Below are 22,939 nucleotides of genomic sequence, written 5' to 3' on the forward strand. Positions count from 1 at the left end.
GACACATGCCGATGGAAAAGACCTTCGACGCCGCCGAGGCGGAACCGCGGATCTACGACGCCTGGGAGAGCTCCGGCGCCTTCAAGGCCGGTGCGAACGCCACGCGGACCAAGACCTTCTGCATCATGATCCCGCCGCCCAACGTGACGGGCTCCCTGCACATGGGCCACGCCTTCAACAACACGTTGCAGGACATCCTGATCCGCTGGCACCGGATGCGCGGCTTCGACACGCTCTGGCAGCCCGGTCAGGACCATGCCGGCATCGCGACCCAGATGGTCGTCGAACGCGAACTCGTCAAGGACAAGTCCAACGCCAGCCGCCGTGAGATGGGCCGCGAGGCCTTCCTGCAGAAGGTCTGGGAGTGGAAGGGCCAGTCCGGCGGCACGATCATCAACCAGCTCAAGCGGCTGGGCGCTTCCTGCGACTGGTCGCGCAATGCCTTTACCATGGCAGGCGCGCCGGGCGACCCGCGCACCGGGCACGAGAACTCGCCCGACTTCCACGAGGCGGTGATCAAGGTCTTCATCGACATGTACCAGAAGGGCCTGATCTACCGCGGCAAGCGGCTGGTCAACTGGGACCCGCATTTCGAGACCGCGATCTCCGACCTCGAGGTCGAGAACATCGAGGTCGCCGGCCACATGTGGCACTTCAAGTACCCGCTGGCGGGCGGCGAGACCTACACCTACGTCGAGAAGGACGAGGACGGTAAGGTCATCCTCGAAGAGGAACGCGACTACATCTCCATCGCCACGACGCGGCCGGAGACCATGCTGGGTGACGGCGCGGTCGCGGTGCATCCCTCCGACACGCGCTACGCGCCGATCGTCGGCAAGCTCTGCGAGATCCCGGTCGGTCCGAAGGAGCACCGCCGCCTGATCCCGATCATCACCGACGAGTACCCGGACCCGGAATTCGGCTCCGGCGCGGTCAAGATCACCGGCGCGCATGACTTCAACGACTACGGCGTTGCGTCCCGCGGCGGCATCCCGATGTACCGGCTGATGGACACCAAGGGCCACATGCGCGAGGACGGCCCGGCCTATGCTGACGCCGCGGCCCGCGCCCAGGCCATCGCCGAGGGCGACGCCTTCACCGAATCCGAGGTCGACGCGCTGAACCTGGTGCCCGACGAGCTGCGCGGGCTGGACCGGTTCGAGGCCCGCAAGCGGGTCGTCGCCCAGATCACCGAGGAAGGGCTCGCCGTCATGGTGCGCCGGGTGGAATACGACCCGGCCGATCCGGAGAGCGGCGCCGAGTTCGAGCCGCTGGTCGAGTCCAAGCCGATCATGCAGCCCTTCGGCGACCGCTCCAAGGTCGTCATCGAGCCGATGCTCACCGACCAGTGGTTCGTCGATGCGGCGAAGATCGTCGGGCCGGCGCTCGATGCGGTGCGCGACGGGCGCACGGTGATCCTGCCGGAAAGCGGCGAGAAGACCTATTACCACTGGCTCGAGAACATCGAGCCCTGGTGCATCTCCCGCCAGCTCTGGTGGGGCCACCAGGTGCCGGTGTGGTACGGGCTCGACATCTGGCCGACCGGTTTCCGTGACGACGAGGGCGACGCGGCACTCGACGAGGTGGAGATCTTCCGCCTGCTCGAGGAAGGTGCCTTCAACCACGCCCAGCCGACCTATCACTGCGCCGCCGAACTTGACGCGGTCTGCGAGAAGTTCCGCAAGGACCTGGGCGCCCTGCCCGCGCCGCTCCATGCCGCGCGGATCGTCGAGGTCGCCGACCGGGCCGAGGCTATGGACCGTCTGGCCGCGAGCCTGGCAGACTATAATCTGAGCCAGGATCCGACCCATCTGGTCTACCCGATCTGGCGCGACCCGGACGTGCTCGACACCTGGTTCTCCTCTGGACTCTGGCCGATCGGCACCCTCGGCTGGCCAGAGCAGACGCCGGAGCTGGCGAAGTACTTCCCGACCGACGTGCTGGTCACCGGGCAGGACATCCTGTTCTTCTGGGTCGCCCGTATGATGATGATGCAGCTCGCCGTGGTCGACGAGATCCCGTTCCACACGGTCTACCTGCATGGCCTCGTCCGCGACGCCAAGGGCAAGAAGATGTCGAAGTCGACCGGCAACGTCGTCGATCCGCTGGAGATCATCGACGAGTACGGCGCCGACGCCCTGCGCTTCACCAACGCGGCCATGGCCTCGCTCGGCGGGGTGCTGAAGCTCGACATGCAGCGCATCGCCGGCTACCGGAACTTCGGCACCAAGATCTGGAACGCAGCCCGCTTTGCCGAGATGAACGGCGTGTTCGAGCCGTCGGTCGCCCCGATCGACCCGGCCTCGAAACCTGCCGCGACGGTCAACCGCTGGATCATCGGCGAGACGGCCAAGGTGCGCGAGGCGGTCGATTCCGCGCTGGAGGGCTATCTCTTCAACGATGCGGCCAACGCGCTCTACGCCTTTGTCTGGGGCAAGGTCTGCGACTGGTATGTCGAGTTCGCCAAGCCCCTGCTGCAGGGCGAGGACGAGGCGCTGAAGGCCGAGACCCGCGCCACGATGCGGTGGGTGCTGGAGCAGAGCTTCGTGATGCTCCACCCGATCATGCCCTACATCACCGAGGAGCTTTGGCAGACCCTCGGCTGCGGGTCCAAGATGCTGGTCCATGGCGACTGGCCGACCTATAGCGCCGCCGATCTCGTGGATCCGCAGGCCGATGCCGAGATGAACTGGGTCATCACCCTGATCGAAGGCGTCCGCTCGGCGCGCGCGCAAGTGCGGGTGCCGGCGGGGCTGCAGGTGCCGATGGTCCACACCGGGCTTGACGCCGCGGCGCAGGCGGCATGGGAGAACAACGAGGCGCTGATCACCCGGATCGCGCGGATCGCGAGCCTGCAGGGCTACGAGTCCATGCCCAAGGGCTGCATCACCGTTCCCGTCCCCGGCGCCACATTCGGCCTGCCGGTGGCCGACATCATCGACGTGGCCGAGGAGAAGGCGCGGCTGGAGAAATCCATCGCGAAGCTGGACAAGGAGATCGGCGGGCTTTCCAAGCGGCTCGGCAACCCGAAGTTCGTCGAGAGCGCCCCGGAAGAGGTGGTCGAGGAAGTGCGCGACAACCTCGCCGAGCGCACCTCGGAGCAGGACCGCCTGAAGGAAGCCCTGGAGCGGCTGGCCGAAATCGGCTGAGCGCTCCCCGCGAAATCGGCGGCCGGGCGAAATGCCCGGCCGCATCCCCCCGGAATCGTTGACCGGTGGCACGCCCTCCCCTAGCGTTCGAAAGTGTTGACGCCACGAGGAGGCCGCGATGACGCGTCGCTCACTACACCATTCCCTGGCTCTTCTGGCGCTGCTATGCGGCCCTGCGATGGCCCAGACCGAGGCCCCGGCCGAACCGGCCACCGAAAGCGCCAGCCTTCTGACCGATGCCGAGCTTCAGACGCTCGTTGCGCCGGTCGCGCTTTATCCGGACACGCTGCTGATCCAGGTTCTGGTCGCCTCGACCTACCCGCTGGACGTAGCCAAGGCGCAGATCCTGCTCGAGAAGAACGAGGGGCTCGACGCAGAGGCGCTCGAAGCGACGATCGCGCAGGAGGCGTTCGACCCAAGCGTCGCGGTGCTGGCGACGGCCTTCCCGACCGTCGTCGGCGAGATGGCCGAGCACCTCGACTGGACCGAGTCCGTCGGCAACGCAATGCTGGCCCAGAGCGACGACGTGATGAACGCGGTTCAGGTGCTCCGCCAGCAGGCGATCCAGACCGGCGCGCTGGTCGATAGCGACCAGCAATCTGTCACGGTGGAGGAAATGGACGCGACGCTCTCGACCAGCGACGCGCCGGCGGAGACGGTCGTGATCCAGCCCGCCGATCCACAGACCGTCTACGTCCCGCAATACGATCCGAACGTTGTTTACGACACCAATCAATATGGCGTCGGAGATGCGCTGCTGACCGGCGCCGTCGCCTTCGGCACCGTCGCGCTGATCGACGAGATCTTCGACGATGACGACGATTGGGACGATTACTGGGGCTGCCGCAACTGCGCCGGTTGGGGCGGCGGACCGATCTATCGCGAGCCCGACATCGATATCGACGTCGACGGAAACGTGAACGTCGGCAACCGGCTGGAGATCGACCGGGACAGGCTCGATATCGATCGGGACAAGATCAACGCCGACGACATCAAGCTCGACGGCAACCGCATCGACATCGACAAGGACAAGATCCAGGCCGGCGGCTGGAAGCCCGACCCCGAGCGGAAATCCCAGGCCCAGGACAAGATCGCCGCGCGGCGCGACGAAATGGGCGCAACGACGTTGCCGATCGAACGCAAGTCCGGCGGCGGCAAGAGCCAGGGCGACGAGTTGCGCGAGAAGCTCTCGTCGAGCACCGGCGCACGCGACATCACGCGTCCCGAAAATGCCGGTGCGCTCCGCGAAGCTTCCGGTGGTGGCGGGCTGGGCGCCGCGGCGGCCGGCGCTGCGGGGGCCACCGGGGCCATTGCGGGCAAGGAGTTGCTGAAGAAATCCGGCGGCAGCAAGCCCAAGCAGATCTCCCGCCCCAGCGGCGGCTCCAGACCGGAGGTCAAGAAGGCCGCCGCACCGGCGAAAAAGGCCGCGGCGCCAGCGAAGAAGCCCGCGGCGGCCGTCCAGCGAAAGGCGCCGAAGACCGTGGCGAAGAAACCCTCCAGTGGCTCGATCAAGAAAAAGGCCTCCGGCAGCAAGGTCCGCAAGGCCTCCTCCCGTGGGGGCTCAAAGAAAATCAAGCGCAGGTGAGACGATGACGCGTCATGTTCCCATTCTCGCCCCGGCCCTGGTCGCCGCGGCAAGCCTTGCCTCGGCGCAGGAAGCCCCCGTATACCCGACCCCGCAGGACGCGCTGGAGACCCTGGTCGCGGCGCTGTCCTCTGGCGAGACCGCCGAGGTGGTCGACGCCATCGGCCCCGACGTGACCGAGCTGATGCGCCCCGACGACGACGTAGAGCGCGCGGAGGACTGGGCCGAGCTTCTGGCGGCCTATGGCGAGGGCTATCGCTTCGTGCCGTTGGCGGACGGCCGTGTCGAGATCGTCCTCGGTGCCGACGACTGGCCCTTCCCGTTCGAGCTGGAACGCGGCGCGGAAGGATGGTCCTTCGATGTGGCCTCCGGCCTCGACGAGATCGCGGCCCGCGAGATCGGCCTGAACGAACTCGACGTGATCGACGCGCTCGAAGCCTATGTGGAGATCCAGGCCGCCTACCGTCTGGTCGACCACGACGGCGACGGGGTCATGGAGTTCGCCGCGCACGTGATCTCGACCGAGGGCACGCGGGACGGGCTCTACTGGCCCGGCGAGGACAGCCCGATCGGCGACCTCGTCGCGCAAGCCAGCTTCGAAGGCTATGCAGAGGCCGGGGAGGAAACGGATCCGGAGCCCTACCTCGGCTATGTCTTCCAGGTGCTCGACGGCCAGGGGCCGGACGCGCCAGGCGGCGAGATGAGCTATGTCGTCAACGGCAACCAGGTGGCGGGCCACGCTCTGCTGGCCGTCCCGGCAGAATATGGCGTGACCGGCGTCATGACCTTCATGGTCGGCGAGAACGGCCGGATCTACGAGGCGGATCTCGGCGAGGACACGCTCTCCGTCGCCGCCGCAATCGAACTTTTCAACCCCGGCGAGGGCTGGTCCGAGATCGAGGTGGAGTGAGGCCGTGCAGCGGTGGGACCGCATCGCCGAACACCGGATGCGCAAGGCAGAGGCGGACGGCTCGCTGAAGAACCTTTCGGGCGAGGGCGCGCCCCTGCCCGAAAGGCCAGAGGCGGCGCATATCGACACAGGCATCGCCGTCGGCCACCGGATCATGGCGGAAGCCGGGGCGCTGCCCCGGGAAATCACGCTCAAGAAAGAACTTCTCGCCTTGCAGGAAGGTTACGCTGCCGAGACGGACCCGACGCGAAAGAAAGCCCTGATGGCAGAAATCGCCCGGGTCCAGATGCGGCTCGGCATCGAACAGGAAGCGCGCCGCGTCTTCCTGCGCCGCTAGGCCGGCCACGAAGCTACGATTTTTCGTCCGAAAAATCGTCGCCTGTCCGGTCCGCGGCATTGACTTCGCCGGTCTGCGGCGCGATGCACCCTCTCGCACACATATCCTGCAACCGGGCGTTCCGTGGCGGGCACCGGCAAGGCCCCGGATTACCAGCAGAAACCCCAATCATTATCAGGCCACTATGCGGAATTCTCCGTCGCAGGATGCCCCCAGACGTTTCGTGCCGCTTCACCAAATATCACACACCGGAAGTGACGGATCAGTGACTGCTCTGGTGCTGAGCGACCGGATCGACTATATGGGAGGGGTGCCGGGCGGTGTTGGAAGCACCGACCCGGCCACACGACCGACACCGCTTAAGGAAGCCTGCCATACCTACCGACACATACGATCTGACCACCGCCATTGCCACCCTCGCCGACGAGGCGGCCCAGCGCGGCACCGACCCCCGCGCCATCACCAAGGCGCTGATGCAAGTCGCCCTCGAAACCGGCATCCGCCGGGAGTTGCGCAGCACCGTGCAGCTTGCGCTGGAACAGGCGAGTGGCGACGCACCCAAGGAACTGACCGATCTGGCCTGTCGTCGGCTGAAGCCGGGCAACCGTCTCAGCGACCCGCAGTTCGCGGGCCTGATGCTCGTCGCATCCACGAGGGGGAAGCGGTGGGTCCTCCGGTCTCAGGCCGGGGGCAAGCAGCGCCAGAAGACCGTCGGCCACTATCCGGCCCTGACACTCGCCGAGGCGCGCGAGAAATGGGTGACCATCAAGTCCGAAGGGTGGAACACAGCTCCGGCAGACAAGCGCTCCGAGACCACGCTGGAGGCGCTGGTGGACCACTACGTTGACCACCTGAAGGCGAAGGGCAACCGCTCATGGCAGCGGACGCTGAAGGTCTTGCAGAAGCACCTGCTGGACAAGCACGCCGCCATGCCCCTCGCCGACGTGACCGCTGAGGTTCTGGAAGGCTGCTACGAACACCTGATCGACACCCAGCCCGGCACCGCCCACAACATCCGCGCCCCTCTTAGCGCCATGATGAACTGGGCCGAGGCCCAGAAGCGGCTTCCCGTGGGAATGACCGCGCCCAAGCTGAAGGACACGCGCCGCGCCAAGGTGAAGGAATACCATCCGGGCACCAGCGAGTTGCGCACCATGCTGCAGGGTCTCGACACCCTGAAGCCCGAATACGCCGACATTCTGCGCCTCCAGGCGCTGACCGGCTGCCGCATCAGCGAGGTATGCGGGGCCGACTGGTCCGAAATATCCCTCGACGAGAGGCGGTGGACCATCCCGGGTGAGCGGATGAAGAACAAGGAACAGCACATCGTCATGCTGTCCGATCAGGCCATCGCCCTGCTGGAACGCCAGCCGACCCGAACCGGCACGGTGTTCGGCAAGACCGCACCGACCCGCGAACATGTGTCGAAGCTGTGGGCCACGCGCCGCGACGAACTGGGCCTGCCGAAGGCGTTCACCAGCCACACGCTGCGCAAGGCGTTGGGATCGTGGCTCGCCGAGAGCGGCGAAGGTCTCGACATGCGTGACCGGATGCTGGCGCACAGCCGGGGCGGCGTGGACAAGCACTACAACCTCGCCCTGTTGAACCAGCCCGCCGCCAAGTGCTGGCAGAAGTGGGCCGACCGGCTCGACGCCATCGAGACCGGCGGCAGCGTCGTCCTGATCGACGAGGTCCGAGCATGAGCCTCCCCGACTACAAGACCGAACACTGGACGATGTGGTTCATGACCGGATGCCACATCGACGGCCTCGTGCCGCCGAACGTAGTGGCCGTGCCAACCGTCTACCTCGACGTGCGATCCAAGTTCCGAGCCTCCGAACGCACCCTTGCATGTATCACAGCCCAGCGCCTGAAGCTGGACCCGATCTTCACGGAGGCCCTGATCCGCGTGCTGAAGGGGGCCGCCGATGGCCTGCTTTCGGAGGCCCGGGCATGACCGGGCCGAAAGACCCCACCCTCGCCAACTGCTGGGCATCCACCCCGGGTAGGAGCGCCGAGGAACTGCGGCAGGCGTTCGCGGCCCACAAGCTGGCGCGGGACCTGCAGTCTTCGCTTGATGCGAGGTCCGTCGAGCCTCGGATAGAGCTGACGCCCATCGGCCATGACGAGGACGGCAACCCCATCCTCTCCGAAGCCGACTGGTTGACGATGGCCGAGGGGGAGATCGAGGCCTGGGAACCCGCGCCGGACTGGCTGGTGCAGCAGCTTGGTATGCCGATCCCGGTGGACTATGTGCGTCCGGCCATCCGGGGGCTTGCCGCCACCGCCAAGCGTGCCGCCGAGGATGGCCGACCGCTGACCGGCACCAACGCCCAGCGCCAGCAGACTGCCAAAGACGGGGCCGCCGCAATCCGCGCCGCCGCCATCGAGGAACAGTACGTGGGGATGCAGAAGTCGCAGTGGAAGGCGGAACTGGCGACCCGGTTCGGCGTCAGCACCAAGACGGTCCACCGCGCCCTCGACGGAATGAAGCCGCCGACCGGGTAGCCCGGAAGCACCTGAAAAAACAGGACACACATGTGTGTCCACACTTTCTGGAAGGGACACACATGTGTGTCCCTTCTTTGCTGTTGGGCGCTGGGAGGTCGTGTGCATTGAAAGGGGTCGTCCCGAAACATCCTATGGAGATGACACCATGCCCAAACCTCCCGATCACAGCGTTCCGCCCCGGAGCGAAACCTCCGATTTGACCATCAAGGAAGTCTGCAGCGAACTGCGGGTCGCCCCGGCGACCGTCTACCGGATGCTGAAATCCGGTGAACTGGCAGGCTACAAGTTCGGCGAGAACAACTGGTCCACCCGCATCACCCGCCAGAGCGTTGACGCGCTGAAGCGGCGCCAGCCCTTCGAACCGAAGGGGGCCGCGTGATGGACCTGATCATGCTCTCCAGATCCAGGCTCCAACTGGAACTGGAGGCCGACCGATGATCGTCGATGGAAACTACCGAGCCCGGCGCCTCGATGACTTTCAGTTTGTGGTCGAGCGGCGGAAGGGCCGACAGCCCGGGAACAAGCGGTTTGGGGGGGCTTGGCGGGTCCTCGGGTATGTAACGACGCCCGAAGGCGTGATGCGGCTCACATCCACCAAAACTAGGGTCTGCGACGTGACCGGGAGACAGTGGCATCCGGCTCCGGCCCCTAGCAAAGCGCTTCTGGATTGGCTGCTCCAGGAGATGGCGGCCTCCACCGCCAGGCGGAAGGTGCACCGGGAGAACGGCGATGACTGACAACCACTGGGGCCTGTTCGCCATCGTCTCGAACGACAAGCCCAACGGCAAGCCGGACAAGATACCGATGGACCTGACGACAGGGAAATCTCCGGTCGCCGCGAAGTCGGCCTTCACCTACTCCCTTGAAGAAGCCAAGGCGAAGCTGAACGGCGGCTCCACGATGCTGGGCTACCTGCCTGCACCTGACAGCACCTATGTTGGGGCCGACTTGGACAAGTGCCTCGAAAACGACGGGGCCACTTTCAAGGATTGGGCCGACGACCTGCTGGGCGACTACGATGGGCCGGATGCGGTCACCCCGTCCGGACAGGGGGTGCGGATCATGATGCCCCGCGCGCCTGGCGACGAGGACCGGGGCAGCGCCAAGGAAAGAAACGACGTGGGGTTCTTTGCAACGGAGGCCCGTGCATTCACGGTGCCGCTGGAACTGGCGGACAAGCTGGACGAGTTGGTGCGCGACGATGGTCTGGTGGATCGCATTGTCGCCCGCCGGGACGCCGCCGATGACGAGGCGCGCCCGGGTCTCTACACGGCGGAGCAGAAGGTCGCCCACAACGGCGAATTCGACCGCAAGTGGAAGGATCACTGGTTGAACCACCTTTCACCAGAGGACCAGCAAGCCGCTGTGACAGAAATGCTGAAAGCCTTGCCGAAGGAGTTCTGCGAAGAGTACTCCCAGTGGCTGGAAATATCGATGGCCCTGCACCATTTGAGCGTTCTCGTCATCTGGGATGCGGAGACCATTTGGGACCAGTGGAGCGAGAGCGGCGCAGTGTATCGCGCTGGCTTCTTCAGGATCAGGACGGGCGACGCCAACTACAACCCGGCCCAAAACCGCTACTTTTGGGGGCGACTGCAGCCCAACAAGGGCGTCACGATCTTCACGCTGCTGCACCATGCCAGGGAACACGGGTTCGACATAGAGCCGTGGCGGCAGAAGGCCGAGGTGAGGCGCCGCGAACGACTAGCGGAAGATCTGGGCGAGTTGCTGACGAAGACCCGCAAGAAGCAGGAGAGCGGGAAGCCCGAAGGACGCATCATCAGCGGCCCCGACTTCCTCAATTACGACCCGGGTGCATTGCGGTGGGTGGTAGATGAGTGCATCCCGCCCGGCCTGACGGCGTTGGCAGGCCAGATGAAGGTAGGCAAGTCGTTTCTGCTGATCCAGCTTGCGGAGGCGATAACGACCGGCAGGGATTTCCTGGATATGCCGACGCAGCGAGGTCGGGTGCTGTATTATGCCGTCGAGGATGGGGTGAACCGCCTGCGTAGGCGCGTGAAGCAAATGGGCGTCCGGTTCGACCCTGATCGGCTGTCACTGGTGTTCCAAGGATCACCGACCCCCACGGACCTGGCGAAGGATATCGCAAGGGACATTGAGGCGGTGGGCGGTGACGTCGCGTTGGTGATAATCGACACCTTCAAGCTGGCGTCCGGCACGCGAGAGGACAGCCGCAAGAACGCCTACGAGCAGGACGTGGAAATGCTGGCGGTGTTCAAGATGCTGGCCGACATGTCCGGTGTCGCCATCCTCGCCACCTTCCACGAGCGAAAGCCGCCACCCGGACGACAGAGACAGACAGGGGATCACTTCGATGCCATTTCCGGGTCGGCGGGCATCCTCGCCACAGCTGACGGTTTCCTGCGGCTTATCCGAGAGCGTGAGACGACGCTGGGGAGGCTTTACATAGGAGGCCGAGACGTGCGCGAGGACCGCACTATCAACCTCGATCACAGCCGTGAAGACGAGGGCCGCTGGTCGCCGCTGTCCGGGGCAATGAACAGGTCTCTCGACATGCTGACGAGGATGAAGGCAGGGGCGCGGAAGGACATTCTGGAAACGATTATGTTGAAGGGTCCGATGACCCGGGACGAGCTGCGAGGGACGCTGCCGAACCACACCTCGGAGAACATCCAGCGGTCTCTGCACAGGCTCTTGGAGGGGGGTGTGATTGTCGAGGACGAAGACGGAAACCTGCACCTGGCGATGGGGGAATGAAGTGTCTTCTGTCTGGGTGCTGTCTGGATTTCTGTCTGGGGCGAGCGGGCGAAACAAGACGAGAACATTCTACTGTCCCATACACCCCCCATGTGCGTCTGGGTTTATGTCTGGATTTCTGTCTGGGTGGACAGGGACCCAGACAGTAGAGAGGGGATGTATAGAGACCCACCCCTCGATGAACTGGTTTCTTGCCCCAAAGGGCGCACCGACGCGGGTCGAATGGGTGTCTAGCGATCCCGGACCGGCCTCTTCTGGTGGAGCACGCCGCGAGGAGCACCATCCTCGGCAGGAAGCCTCTCACGCGCGTGGGCACCGGCGTCCGTGCTGACGGTCAACTAGCGCCACGTCGCCCCACATACCTCGGATCGACAAACCCGCAGCCCACAACTCGCCGACCGCACCAGCAGTTGAAGTGCGCCTGATAGCAAGCGTGCCACCGGGCGCTGTAAAGGGCGGCACCCGCCCGCATCAGGCACTCGGAATGCGGCCTCCTGTGCCTGAAACCCTATCAAGAAGTGGCCTATAGAAATGGGTCTGGACAGCCGGCCAGTTCCGGGCCTTGTAGGCGGGGGGGGGGGGAGTCGGTTTGCTCATGCATCCCAGCTATCACGCTGGATTCACGAGATGAATGCCTCACGCGATTTGTGCATCAGGGCCCCTTCCGGTGGAAACATATTGGCGGGAGTCGTTTCAGAAAGCAGCCCTCAGCCTCAGCCCGAACATGGCAACCGTATCTTTTGTGGGGCTCAGCGCCGGGTTTTTGATCACCTGAATGCTCGGGGTCAGCTCAATGCCTTCGGTCAATTGCCATTGCTGGAATACCTCAAGGCTATATTGATCGTCCAGCTTGGACCCGAAGGTGTCTTCATTTGGTCGGGACCAGTTCAGCCCCGCACCAAGCATGTTCTGGCTCGGGTTGGTCGTGTAGCCGAAACCGGCACTCAGAGCGGTTTCATAGAGGCTGCCGCCATCCTTGGCCCAACCACCGCGTATAAACGGAAACCACGTGTTGTCGATCGCTTTGGAGTAAGAAAATGCAGCCCCGTACCCGCTGGGGGTTCCTGCCGCCGTGCGTTCATCAATTTGCCATAGGGTCACGTGGGCATTATCGAAGAAAAGGGCATCGGGCCCAGAGGTCCACCCGAACTCCAGCGTTTTGAAGGTCTCGAAGTCGTTGAAGAAGGTGTCAAACCCGGCAAGCGGATCGGTCGGGTCTCCGTTGGCGTCGACGATGCTGGCCGCGACATAGTAGTTTTCGCTCAAGAAACCGCCGGCCATCACCCCCAGAGATCCGTCAGGCAACCCGCCGATGGTGCCCGATCCGGTCTGGAAAGCGAGGTTCGAGAAACCGGACCACGGGCTGGCAAGGGCATAGACATCGGTGTAATCCGTCACGTCCAGCCACCCGGCATAAACGGTGCCGCGGCCTTCAGCAAAATCCTGTTGCCAGTAGAAATGCGTCATCCGCGTGCCCTGGTCGCTGAAGACGGAACTGATCGCCCCAGCATAGCCAAGCTCGCTGCCAAAGTCAGTCGGTGCCACGTCTGTAAAGGCATGACGGTGCTCAAGTTTGAAGACGAGCTTGCCCGAATTGGCCTGCCCCCGGTTCAACAATTCCCAAGTACCAAAGAAGCGAAGCGCACCGCTGGCTGTGTTGTCTTCTCCAAGGCTTGAGGACGCCTTGTAGCCCAGAACGTTGTAGTCGATCCCAAAGTCTAACCCTGTGCGCTCCTTTACGCCTGCTTTCCACTCCGACCAGGATTGCTGCTTGTTGATACCAAGCAGGTCGTCAGAATCCTCCGCGTCGGATGCCAGGACATTTGGCGTTGAGTCGGGGCCGGCGAGGTTGCTGGCGCTTTGGGCAAAAGTTGCCATCGGCGCTGCGGCGAACAATCCGGAAAGTGTCGGCGCGAGGATGTAGGACTTGAGGGTGGGTTTCACGGGGCTTTGTTCCCTGTCGTTTCGTTGGTGGAAAAACGTGAACCAGAGTGTGGTGGGAGGCCTGCAAAAGTTTCATGGCGGCAGTGTCCTGTCGAGTGGTGTAGCTAGCGCTGATCGTCACCGTGATGCTCGGCGCCGGCCTGCTTGATCACAGCCACCCGCTTCTACCGCTTTCCGGTTGGAACGCGCCGCAGCCGCTGACGATAAGCGCGCGGCGTTTCGCCCGTGTTGGACTTGAAGAACCTCGAGAAGTTGGCGGCAGCGGAAAAACCCAACTGGGCCGCGATGTCCGCGATCGGCGTGTCAGTCGTTTCCAGCGCGTCACAAGCCAGCGCAAGGCGCGCGCGACGGAGTTCGCTCGCGAGGCTCGTGCCAAGGACAGACAACCCGGCTTCCAGTTCTGCCGGAGCCAGGCCGATCGCCTCGGCCACGGCCTGCTGCAGGTTGTCTTCGTGGCGATTGAGGATCTCCGGCGCTACGGCGGCGATGGCGCGGGTCAGCGACGGGCGCTCCAGTAAAGCCTCGGTTGCAGGGGTGCGGGCAAGACGGTTGACAGCACGGGACCGCAGCAGCTTTGACGGAAAGCGGATCACCTGCACTGGAGACCCGGTTTCCCGAATGTCGAGGCCTCTGTAACCCGGCGGCAATGCGAGTGCAGAAGGTGTTTCGAGCACCACGTCGCCGGTTGCCCGAGTGTCGTCGAGCAGATCGAGAATCCGGAGAAATGTTGCAAATGTGAATCCGATGTTCTGAAGCGGCACTTGGCGCGGACGAAACGTGCGTTCTACACAGTAGGAGGATTGCACGGGGCCGATTTCCAGACGGTGCCGCGCCGATGCGGTGAATTTCACTGTGGAAAGCACGAGGCCTGTCAGGATTTGGCCAAGAGTTTCGCCACCCTTGAGCGCGTCCTGCGTGATAGGCCATGCCTCCAGGTCGAGGTGTTCCCCGACGTGCACGCCGAGCCACGGGTCGCCGATGGCCCGGGCAAGGGACTCGACGAGCCCATAGATCACCTCGGCCTGCACGAGCCGCGAAGGATCTTTCGCGGCTTCCAGCGTAAGCCCGTGAGCCTCCATCAGTTGGTCCACGTCATAGGACCGCGCCTTCAGATAGCCAAGCAAAGGGGAAATCGTGTTCAGTTGCACCAAGGCGCTCGCCCGGGCTACGGGGCTTCCCGGGAGGAAATCGGCATCAGGTAACTTCATGCTTCCCATCATACTTCGAGATGCAGTGAAAACTTATCAAAGAGTGGGATTCTCGGGATAATTTCATCCCATTTTGATAATTTTCTGCCGCCTCAGGTTGCTAGTCTGCGCCGACTGCTGAGGCATCGCCCGAAAGATTCGGTTCGCGCGAACGGCGAATTACAAGCGCTCATGTTGGAGCGGTGAACGGCCCGCGCAAGGCGTATGTGGCCACTGCAAACGGGAGAAAACGGTTTGAAAAACTTGATGAAAATAGCTGTGCTGTCTGTCCTGGCGGCAGGCCCGGTGTGCGCACAAGATGCGCTGCCGCAGGTATTGTTTACGAATGTGCAGGTGTTTGACGGTGTGAACGAGGCCCTCATCGAAAACGCTTCGGTTCTGGTCGAGGGCAACAAGATCAAAACCGTGTCGACCGACGCCGTCGACGCCCCGGATGCGACAGTGATCGACGGTGGCGGGCGGACGATGACGCCGGGATTCGTCGAGACCCATGCCCACTTCATGCTCATGGGGCCATCGGTGCCGGCCATGGAAGCCAGTAAGACCTGGGAGGATTTCGGCATCCACGCCACCAAGATGGCCGAGATGTACTTGATGCAGGGCTTCACCACCGTACGCGACGCGGGCGGAGCTAACGGTGGTATTCGTAGGGCAATCGATAGCGGGTTGATCGTCGGTCCGCGCCACTATCCTTCCGGTGCGTTTATCGGCACGAGAGGGGGGCACGCCGATTTCGCCAACTTCACTGCACTGCCTGATGCAGAGACAAACGTATCTCGATTGAACATCTCGCAACAGGCCAACGGCCCTGACGACGTGCTGAAATTCGCGCGCAACAACTTCCGCATGGGTGCCACTCAGATTAAATTCATGCAATCGGGTGGCATCGTTTCGGTATTCGATCCGTTCCAATTGCTTGCCGGATCAAAAGAGGAACTTGAGGCGGCGGTTCAGGTCGCCAACGAGTACGGCAGTTACGTCATGGTACATGCCTATCGAAAAGAAGCCGCGATGGCCGCACTGAATGCTGGCGTTAAGTCCATCGAACATAATTTGGGGTTCGACAAGGAAGTCGCAGATTTGATGATAGAGAAAGGCGCCTACACCACTACCAACCTGACCAGCTTCGATCCGTCGATACTGGAGATTCCGCCAGTGCGCGACGTGCCATCAAGCCTGGCCAAAGCGACAGCGGCAAAGGAGATGTTTGCGAACTACATTTCGAACATGAAGCAATATCCTGTTAAGCGTGGCTTCAATACGGATTGTATTGACACGGTTGAAGCCTGCAACATCCAGATTGCCTACGAGAAGCATTTGCACGAGAAATATTTCAGCGCCTTCGATGGACTGGTGGCGATGACATCGGTGGGTGGAGAAATTGTCGCCCTGTCTGGCGATTTCATGAACCCATATCCGGAAGGCAAGCTCGGCGTCATCGAAGAAGGCGCTTACGCTGATCTGTTGCTCCTCGACGGGAATCCGCTCGAAGCCTTCTCTGTCGTCGGCGCGTCAGACAAGTGGCTCGACGCAGAGCCGCGCCCTGAAAGCCCCGAAACGATCCGCATCATCATGAAGGACGGCGTGATCTACAAGAACACGCTTCAGTGACAACGACCGTCCGCCGCGAAAACGCGGCGGGCGACTTCATGGCCGGGAGACCGATAGTTGCACCCATTGCGGATTGATCGGCTTGTCCACCGGTGGCCGCGCGCGGAGCGTTGCACGCTGGAGATTGGCGCGCTGTCTCTGGCGTCCGGCGAGAGCCTGTTCCTGTATGGACCGAGCGGGTGCGGAAAATCGACCTTGCTGTCCGCGATCGCGGGAGTGGTCGATGTGCCGAAGGGGGTCATCCGCGTCGCGGAACAGGATCTTGGCGCCCTGCGCGGTGGTGCGCGGGACCGGTTCCGGGTGGATCACATCGGCATTATCTTTCAGGTGTTCAATCTCGTTCCGTGGCAGAGTGCGCTCGAGAACGTCCTTCTGCCCTGCACATTCTCGCAGCGTCGCCGCGTGCGTGCGGGCGACAATCCCGCGGGAACGGCCCGCCGACTGCTTGACGAATTGGGTCTGTCCGATCCGGCGCTGGCGTCGAAGCCGGCCAACGAGCTCAGTGTCGGGCAACAGCAGCGGGTCGCCGCCGCGCGGGCTCTGATCGGCAAGCCGGACCTGATCCTGGCGGACGAGCCGACCTCGGCGCTCGATGAGGCGGCCAAGGCGGCCTTCGTCGACCTGCTGGCGCGGGAATGCGCCGAAGCGGGCGCCGCGCTTCTCTTTGTCAGTCACGACCGCAGCCTGGAGCGTCATTTCGACCGCAGTGTGGACTTCCTCGAACTGAACCGGAGCGCCGCCTGATGCTTGGGTTCAGCCTGCGCAGCCTGTGGAACCGCCGGTTCGTCGCCGGCCTGACCGTGCTGGCCATCAGCCTCAGCGTCGCGCTGATCCTCGGTGTCGAGCGGATTCGGGGGGGCGCGCGCGACAGCTTCGCCAACTCCGCCTCGGGGATCGACCTGGTCGTGGCGCCGCGCGGCAATTCCGTCCAGATCCTGATGGCCACGGTGTTTGGCGTCGGCGGTACCGGGACCGGCATGACCTGGGAGAGCTTCAAGTGGCTGGAGGATCGGCCCGAAGTCGCCTGGGCGGTCCCGATCCAGATGGGCGACAATCATCGCGGCTATCCGGTGATCGGGACGGATGCGTCGTATTTCGAGCATTTCCGGCACTCCGGCGGCCAACCGCTCTCTCTGGCGGCTGGCACGTTCTACACCGGCGATGGGGCAGACGCCGCCGTGATCGGGGCCGAAGTCGCGGCGCGGTTCGGCTATGCGCCCGGTGCGGTGATCGTCAACGCCCATGGCTCAGGAGAGGTCTCGTTCGACCTCCACGACGACGCGCCGTTCACCATTTCGGGCGTGCTCGCGCCGACCGGTACCGCCGTCGACCGGATGGTCTTCGTCACGCTCGAGGGCTTTGACACCCTGCATGCGCAGGAAGACGCGCCGCTGGCCGCCCCCCTCGACCCGGCCGCCATGCCCGCCGACGGTCATGGTGAGGATGACGCACACGACGACCATGACGACCACGAAGATCATGGCGACCATGAAGGCACGGAGGTCGGACACGGACACGAACCGGACCGGATCAATGCCGTCTATATTGGGCTGATCGATCGGACCAGTGTCCTCGGTCTGCAGCGGGCCGTCAACCAACGCCCCTCTGACGCGTTGAGCGCCGTCCTCCCGGCGGTCGCGCTCGCCGAGCTCTGGGGGATCACCGGGACGGCTGAACGCGCGATGCGACTGATGGCTTGGGCCGTGGCTTTGGCAGGAATGATCGGCATGGTGGTCATGCTCTCTGCGACCCTCGAGACCCGCCGCCGCGAATTTGCGATCCTGCGGTCTGTTGGGGCCACACCCACGCGTATCTTCACGTTGATCGTCACGGAAGCAGCCGTCCTCACCGCGGCGGGGCTGATCCTTGGCCTTGCTCTGCTCACGGTGGCCACGTTCGTGACCGACCCGATCCTGTCCGCCCGCTTCGGTCTGCGATTGGGATGGAATGTCTTCGGGGCGCGCGAACTGACCACCCATTTCGTCATCTTCTGCGCCGGGCTGCTCGCCTCGCTTGTCCCGGCAGTCCGGGTCTATCGCATGACGCTGGCCGACGGGCTGTCGGTTCGGCTATGACAAACCAAGGGGAAGTCTCCATGCCCATGTTTGCTCGTCTCGTCTTGATGCTCTCGCTTGCCGTTCCTCCGGGGCTGGCGCAGGCGGCAGACCCTCAGGAGATCTCCTGGGAGACGCTCGCGCCTCCGGCCGCCGTGATCGAGAACCCGTTCGAGACCATCACCTACCACCAGATGGACACCCTCCGCCAGATCCTGCGGTTCGAGACAGGAGCCGAGCAAAGCGATGACGCAGAGGCGCGCGCCAAGGCGCAAGCGTTACGCGAACAACTGTCCAAGGACGGCCTCGATGTCGACGGATTGTTCGCTGCGCGTGTGGCGATCATGGAGAAACGTGAAGCGGCAGCCTCAGCGGTGAACGAGGACATCGTCGGCACGAGTGTCCGCCTACCGGGATATATGCTGCCCTTGAAATTCAAGGATCGAAAGGCGGTTGAGTTCCTTCTCGTGCCCACCGTCGGCGCCTGCATCCACACCCCACCACCGCCCGCCAACCAGATCGTCCATGTCGTGTATCCCGAGGGCATCGAGGTGGACGTACTTTTCAGGCCCGTCTGGATCACCGGGACCATGGTCGCCCAGAGTTCGGTTCAGGACGTCGGGTACGTCGATGGACGGGCCCCGGTCTCCGTGAGCTATTCGATGCAGCCGGTGCTGGTCGAGAAATATGGCGGGTGAACGACGAGGCATGGGACAGATCGGTATCTCGGCATGGCGGGTTGTACGTGTCGGCGAAGGCGTCGCGTCCACGAGACCTCAGAACGAAATGGGTCGGATGCTGCCCACCCAAGAAGGCATCGTGCGGTGCCAGACGAGTGCGTCCGAAACGCCCACCGACTGAGGGCATGCCCTCAAAAAACACACAATATCAATATATTAAGAGTCTGATGGGGTTAGACGTCAGGCCCACCCCCTCCGGCACCTGGAAGGTTAGCGGTTAGGGGCATCATCCACCTCTAGCCCAGATTCCCAAACGCCTTTCTGAAGGACTCGCCAAACGTTGATGTGGCGTTGATGTAAAACGCGACATCAAAAAACTTGATCGGCCGAATCCGACTTCAGGTCTTTGATATTGTTTTTTATTTTTGGTTGCGGGGGTAGGATTTGAACCTAAGACCTTCAGGTTTTGAGCCAACGGGAGTTTAGCTATGTCCGCCTTGTCAGAGCAGAGACAGTTCTTTCGATCCCCCTCGGGATCGATACACGTTCACAGTGATTGTCTTGGCAATTTGGAGTCTTTGCAACAAACGGGAGGCGGTCGTTCGTACTGGAGCTACCAAAAAACAGCAAACGGCCGCTCTAGCGTTCCTAGGGTTGGCTTGGTTTGCCGGTCGTGTCACCTAAGCGGCGGTTCGGGGTTGTTTTTCATAGGTCGGATGGCCGGATCATTAGTGGCGCAAGACGATCGCCAATGAAAGTGACCTTGGTAGCGTCGGTCATGTTGCCTTGGTACGCCGTGTTGGACCACCGCGATCCCGCCATGCTATCAATTTGCTACCAAACTGGAGGCGAAAAGGATGACATGGGTGAAGGGCCAGAGCGGCAACCCGAGCGGACGCCCGCGCATGGACCCGCAGGTACGCGAGGCGATCCGCCAGAACGGCGTCGCAGGCGTGGAGCGGATGCGTGAGCTGCTGGACGACGACACCGCGTGGGGACCGGACGGGTGGCTCGACCCAAAGGTGCAGGTCCAACTGGCGGAAACCGCAATCGTTCGGGCGTTCGGCAGCCATGGGCTGGCGAACGACGAACACGGACCGACCGGAATGGAACTGGGTCAGTTGATGAGGTCTGTGTATGAAACGATGCGAGAGGACGGAGTGCTGCCCGAACTCCTGAACGCGGAGAAGGCAACCGATGCAAACTGACGGCACGCAGGAGGGTCAATCGACCCTCTCACTGCAATCCGTTCGCTGTCTGCCCGCCCAAAGAGCGGATTGTGACGCGATATCTACCGATCAGCCCCCCTTACCACGCCAGCGTGCGGGAAGACGCCGTAATCCGCCCAAATGTGGCCCCACCGCTTTGAGGGCAGGTCGGCCCTTTTGGGGCCAACAACGATCAGACCCCGGCCAAGCAATGCTGAGCAGAGCTGCCGGGCTGCTCGCGACGAGATGAATGCGGACGTTGTAGTGCCCCAGCTGATTACTCCGGCTTCAGCAACCGACCGGTATCGACGCGACGCAAGCAGATCAACTGAGCCATCTGTGAGCCGACTTCAAGTTTGGAATAAGGTCAGCTTGGAAGCAGGACGGGCGAAGCATGCGTGTAAGCAGCGACAGCTTCCTGCGCAAAGCTGCCGGTCACGGCGCATCAGCGCTTCGCTAGTGCAGCTTCTTCAATTGAACCGGGAGCCGCCATACGCGTCCAGAGCAGCATAGGGGCGGGAAGACGACCTTCGCGGCAGCCGCGAAAGCCGGACTTGGTTTTAATGAAAGCGAACAACCGCCGCTCCGACGTGCGCAGGTTCTCACTTCTATCAAAGGTCTATCGGCGCGCCTGCGTAGACGATGTGTTACGCAGGGTTATCGTACGGGGAAGGTGGGCTGGGTGTCAGACGAATTAGGTGGCGGTTGTTGAGGGTGCCAAGGTCCAGCCAAGGTCGATTTCCGTTTCGCACGTTGGTTCGGCGAAGAGACCTCTCAATCTCGCTTTCTCAAGCCTGTCGTCGACCAATCGATCAATTCCCTTTATCAACCCACGCAGTTGAGCCTTTCGCGGCATGATCGGCTCATCATCCATCTTGACAGAAAGCCTATTTGCAACGCTTTGCCACCAGGGGCCTTCGGTCAAAATCAACTCTGGCACTTGATCATATCGGTCTTCGAAACAACCCGCAAGCGCGCGCTCATATTCCCTGTCCAACGACAACCATGCATTCACGAAATCATCCTCTTCAATGGTTTGAAGAATTGGCTCTCGGAGAAACCTCTGAGTACCCTTACCATTGACAATTTTAAGCTCACCGAGAAACTCGAAGTAATCTGACTTCAAAGCCTCGATTAAGTGCTTAGCCACTGATTGTGCCTTCCATTGGGAGTACCAATCATGTGCAGCTTGCTGCAGATGAGAAAGCACTTCCATAAAATCCTCTTTCTCGCGGCGAATATAGCCGAGTCCTTCATAGCCTGAGTCAAAACTCCAACGTGTTGCACCAAAGCTGTCGAGATCAAGCGAGGGGATTACAATCTCATCAATATAGCGCTTGAACCTCTGAACCCAGCCGCTCTCGACGTCCTCGATCAACCCTTCGTCAAGTAGCATCAATACGACGCCAACAACGTGCATCACAACAAGAGGATTCTCATAACGGCCCTCTTCAATTCCGTTGCGAATATCGGCAATGTCGGCATCAAACTCTGTCACCGAACCGTCTGAAAAATCCCAGCTCGAAATATGCCAGAGCCGTTTCCAAGAAGGCCAGCTATCCGGGCCGTTGACTTCTGGGGCGCCAGCCAGTTCAGCGTTGAACCGCTTCGCATCGACGACTCCGCTATTGAGGATGTCAACCCATTGACGAAGTGTGATTGCCGTCCGGATGCCATGGATGAGGTTGTATTTCAGAATTACTTTCCGAGTGGGAGTGTCAGGATCGTCTTTATTCATCTTGAAGGCATAGAATGTTCGTCGTTCAGGGTCGTCGCGCCCGATTTCCGGCACTAGATCTGAAGGGGTCAGAGGATTTTCTGGGCCGCCAAGGTTCAGTCTGAATTCTATGAAGAAAATGAAAGCCTGAGTGATGAGGCTATCTATCAGCTCACTATTTTCCCGAAATCTCCGATCTGTAGCTTCAAGCATGCCTGCCAGGAACCACAAGAACTGTCGGATAGCACGGAGATTATTGAATCCAGAGAGACGATAGAGTTCTTCAATCCTATCGCTTCTAGAAGCGATTAATGTTCTTGCAACGCCCTCCGATATCTCCGCAATGAACGCATCGACCGCAGCCTTGGGGTCAGGTGGAATCTCGAAAGTTTGGCCGATAACCTTCTCCCGAAACTCTCCAAACTTTTCGTCGTTAATCCGTTGTGTGTTTGCCACTAGAATGATACGACAGTTGCCATGCTCGATGTAGCGGTTAAGGACGCCGAGTAGTTCAGATTGATTAAAGCCGCACCGTTCGAGGTCGTCAATTATAACCAAAGCCTCATTGATTGCATCAGACGCTTTGGTCACTTGCTTCAAAGTGCTTTCAACGGCTTGTCCGATGTCTGCCGATCCTGAAAACACACCTCCAGAGCCAACCGAGATAGCACCAGAGAAAAGGGAGGAGGCGAAGCCAAGCCCTTGATGCATAATCTTGATGGCTTTGGACGATGCGGCATAAAACAGCTGCCTTTCAAAATCTTGCAAGTTGCTGATGCCGAACAACGATAGATATATGGTCTTTCGCATTGTAAAGTCATCTTCACTCACGAGGCTTTGAATAAAGTGCGTCTTGCCGCAACCCCATCGACCTTCAATCATTACCGCGAACTTTGGATTGTCAGGAGAATTGACCCAACGCAATAGGAATTGTCGAATTTGATTTCGGGCCGCGTCGTGCATGAAAAAAAAATTTCCGCCTAGATGCTCTTCGTTGCGACCATAGTCGATAGGGCGGCATCGTCTATCTGATTTTCGGGAATGTCTGACCGCACCATACACGCGGGGTGGCCGCTTAGGGGCTCGGTGTGTGTTCGAAGTGGACTAAGGTTACCGCGTGATGGCTGCAAAATTTGCACACGTAGCGAAAGGCAGGTTCAACGGGAGAACTGCAGCATCCCAGAACACCGAAGAGTGGCCGCAACCGGCCGGTTGCGCGCCTTCGAGCGATCTGGCCGATGGCCCGTTTTGTCCCGCTGACTTGACGTTGATGTGAGCCACCGCGA

17 protein-coding genes are annotated in these 22,939 nt (G+C 61.9%); 14 read left to right on the top strand and 3 right to left on the bottom strand.

Translation table 11 applies throughout. The annotated features are described in order from the left end of the window. Positions 1-5 precede the first annotated feature (5 nt). The 9 genes from CHB86_RS07620 (at position 6) to CHB86_RS07665 (ending at position 11,231) form a co-directional block, all read left to right on the top strand. Positions 6-3,149: a valine--tRNA ligase gene (locus tag CHB86_RS07620; RefSeq protein WP_089232395.1), complete on the top strand. Its 3,144-nt coding sequence runs from the start codon at positions 6-8 to the stop codon at positions 3,147-3,149. 118 nt (positions 3,150-3,267) lie between these two features. Further along, complete coding sequence (locus tag CHB86_RS07625) at positions 3,268-4,734, top strand: DUF3300 domain-containing protein (protein ID WP_089232396.1); 1,467 nt, start codon at positions 3,268-3,270, stop codon at positions 4,732-4,734. Positions 4,735-4,738: 4 nt separating this feature from the next. Further along, the gene (locus CHB86_RS07630; RefSeq protein WP_089232397.1) at positions 4,739-5,644 is read left to right on the top strand and encodes a DUF2950 family protein; all 906 of its coding nucleotides are present in this window, start codon (positions 4,739-4,741) and stop codon (positions 5,642-5,644) included. Positions 5,645-5,648: 4 nt separating this feature from the next. Next, on the top strand, positions 5,649-5,981 hold the full coding sequence (locus CHB86_RS07635) for a DnaJ family domain-containing protein (protein WP_245837805.1): 333 nt from the start codon (positions 5,649-5,651) through the stop codon (positions 5,979-5,981). 320 nt (positions 5,982-6,301) lie between these two features. Next, positions 6,302-7,684 carry a tyrosine-type recombinase/integrase gene (locus CHB86_RS07640; protein WP_141134840.1) on the top strand — a complete coding sequence of 461 codons (1,383 nt, stop codon included), beginning with the start codon at positions 6,302-6,304 and terminating at the stop codon, positions 7,682-7,684. Continuing rightward, positions 7,681-7,938 carry a hypothetical protein gene (locus CHB86_RS07645; protein WP_089232399.1) on the top strand — a complete coding sequence of 86 codons (258 nt, stop codon included), beginning with the start codon at positions 7,681-7,683 and terminating at the stop codon, positions 7,936-7,938. The genes CHB86_RS07640 and CHB86_RS07645 overlap by 4 nt, the downstream gene beginning before the upstream one ends. Then, positions 7,935-8,489, top strand: a complete 555-nt coding sequence (locus CHB86_RS07650) for a hypothetical protein (RefSeq protein WP_089232400.1) — start codon at positions 7,935-7,937, stop codon at positions 8,487-8,489. Before CHB86_RS07645 ends, CHB86_RS07650 begins: the two co-directional genes overlap by 4 nt. Positions 8,490-8,637: 148 nt before the next feature. After that, positions 8,638-8,871 carry a helix-turn-helix domain-containing protein gene (locus CHB86_RS07655; protein ID WP_089232401.1) on the top strand — a complete coding sequence of 78 codons (234 nt, stop codon included), beginning with the start codon at positions 8,638-8,640 and terminating at the stop codon, positions 8,869-8,871. 350 nt (positions 8,872-9,221) lie between these two features. After that, positions 9,222-11,231 carry an AAA family ATPase gene (locus tag CHB86_RS07665; RefSeq protein WP_089232403.1) on the top strand — a complete coding sequence of 670 codons (2,010 nt, stop codon included), beginning with the start codon at positions 9,222-9,224 and terminating at the stop codon, positions 11,229-11,231. Between the two features lie 693 nt (positions 11,232-11,924). Here CHB86_RS07665 and CHB86_RS07670 read toward each other — a convergent pair. Together CHB86_RS07670 and CHB86_RS07675 are read right to left on the bottom strand one after the other, a co-directional pair. Next, entirely contained in the window at positions 11,925-13,175 is a 1,251-nt protein-coding gene (locus tag CHB86_RS07670) for a carbohydrate porin (protein WP_089232404.1), read from the bottom strand. A 164-nt stretch (positions 13,176-13,339) separates the two neighbouring features. Then, a complete protein-coding gene (locus tag CHB86_RS07675) occupies positions 13,340-14,383 on the bottom strand; it encodes a helix-turn-helix domain-containing protein (protein WP_176442802.1) in 1,044 nt (347 codons plus the stop codon). Positions 14,384-14,617: 234 nt separating this feature from the next. On the opposite strand from CHB86_RS07675, the gene CHB86_RS07680 reads away from it, so the two are divergent. From CHB86_RS07680 to CHB86_RS07700, 5 genes are all read left to right on the top strand, one after another. Next, complete coding sequence (locus tag CHB86_RS07680; RefSeq protein ID WP_245837806.1) at positions 14,618-15,994, top strand: amidohydrolase family protein; 1,377 nt, start codon at positions 14,618-14,620, stop codon at positions 15,992-15,994. Between the two features lie 66 nt (positions 15,995-16,060). Then, positions 16,061-16,738, top strand: a complete 678-nt coding sequence (locus tag CHB86_RS07685) for an ATP-binding cassette domain-containing protein (RefSeq protein ID WP_176442818.1) — start codon at positions 16,061-16,063, stop codon at positions 16,736-16,738. Further along, positions 16,738-18,069: an ABC transporter permease gene (locus tag CHB86_RS07690; RefSeq protein ID WP_089232408.1), complete on the top strand. Its 1,332-nt coding sequence runs from the start codon at positions 16,738-16,740 to the stop codon at positions 18,067-18,069. The genes CHB86_RS07685 and CHB86_RS07690 overlap by 1 nt, the downstream gene beginning before the upstream one ends. A 20-nt stretch (positions 18,070-18,089) precedes the next feature. Beyond that, positions 18,090-18,746 (top strand): DUF3299 domain-containing protein, encoded by a 657-nt coding sequence (locus tag CHB86_RS07695; RefSeq protein ID WP_245837808.1) that lies wholly within the window; start codon positions 18,090-18,092, stop codon positions 18,744-18,746. An 839-nt stretch (positions 18,747-19,585) separates the two neighbouring features. Then, positions 19,586-19,936: a hypothetical protein gene (locus tag CHB86_RS07700; RefSeq protein ID WP_089232410.1), complete on the top strand. Its 351-nt coding sequence runs from the start codon at positions 19,586-19,588 to the stop codon at positions 19,934-19,936. 694 nt (positions 19,937-20,630) lie between these two features. Here CHB86_RS07700 and CHB86_RS07705 read toward each other — a convergent pair. Further along, positions 20,631-22,616 carry a P-loop NTPase fold protein gene (locus CHB86_RS07705; RefSeq protein ID WP_141134841.1) on the bottom strand — a complete coding sequence of 662 codons (1,986 nt, stop codon included), beginning with the start codon at positions 22,614-22,616 and terminating at the stop codon, positions 20,631-20,633. Positions 22,617-22,939: the final 323 nt, after the last annotated feature.

Origin of the sequence: Tropicimonas sediminicola, assembly GCF_900188335.1 — a bacterium.
GTDB classification, from domain to species: Bacteria; Pseudomonadota; Alphaproteobacteria; order Rhodobacterales; family Rhodobacteraceae; genus Tropicimonas; species Tropicimonas sediminicola.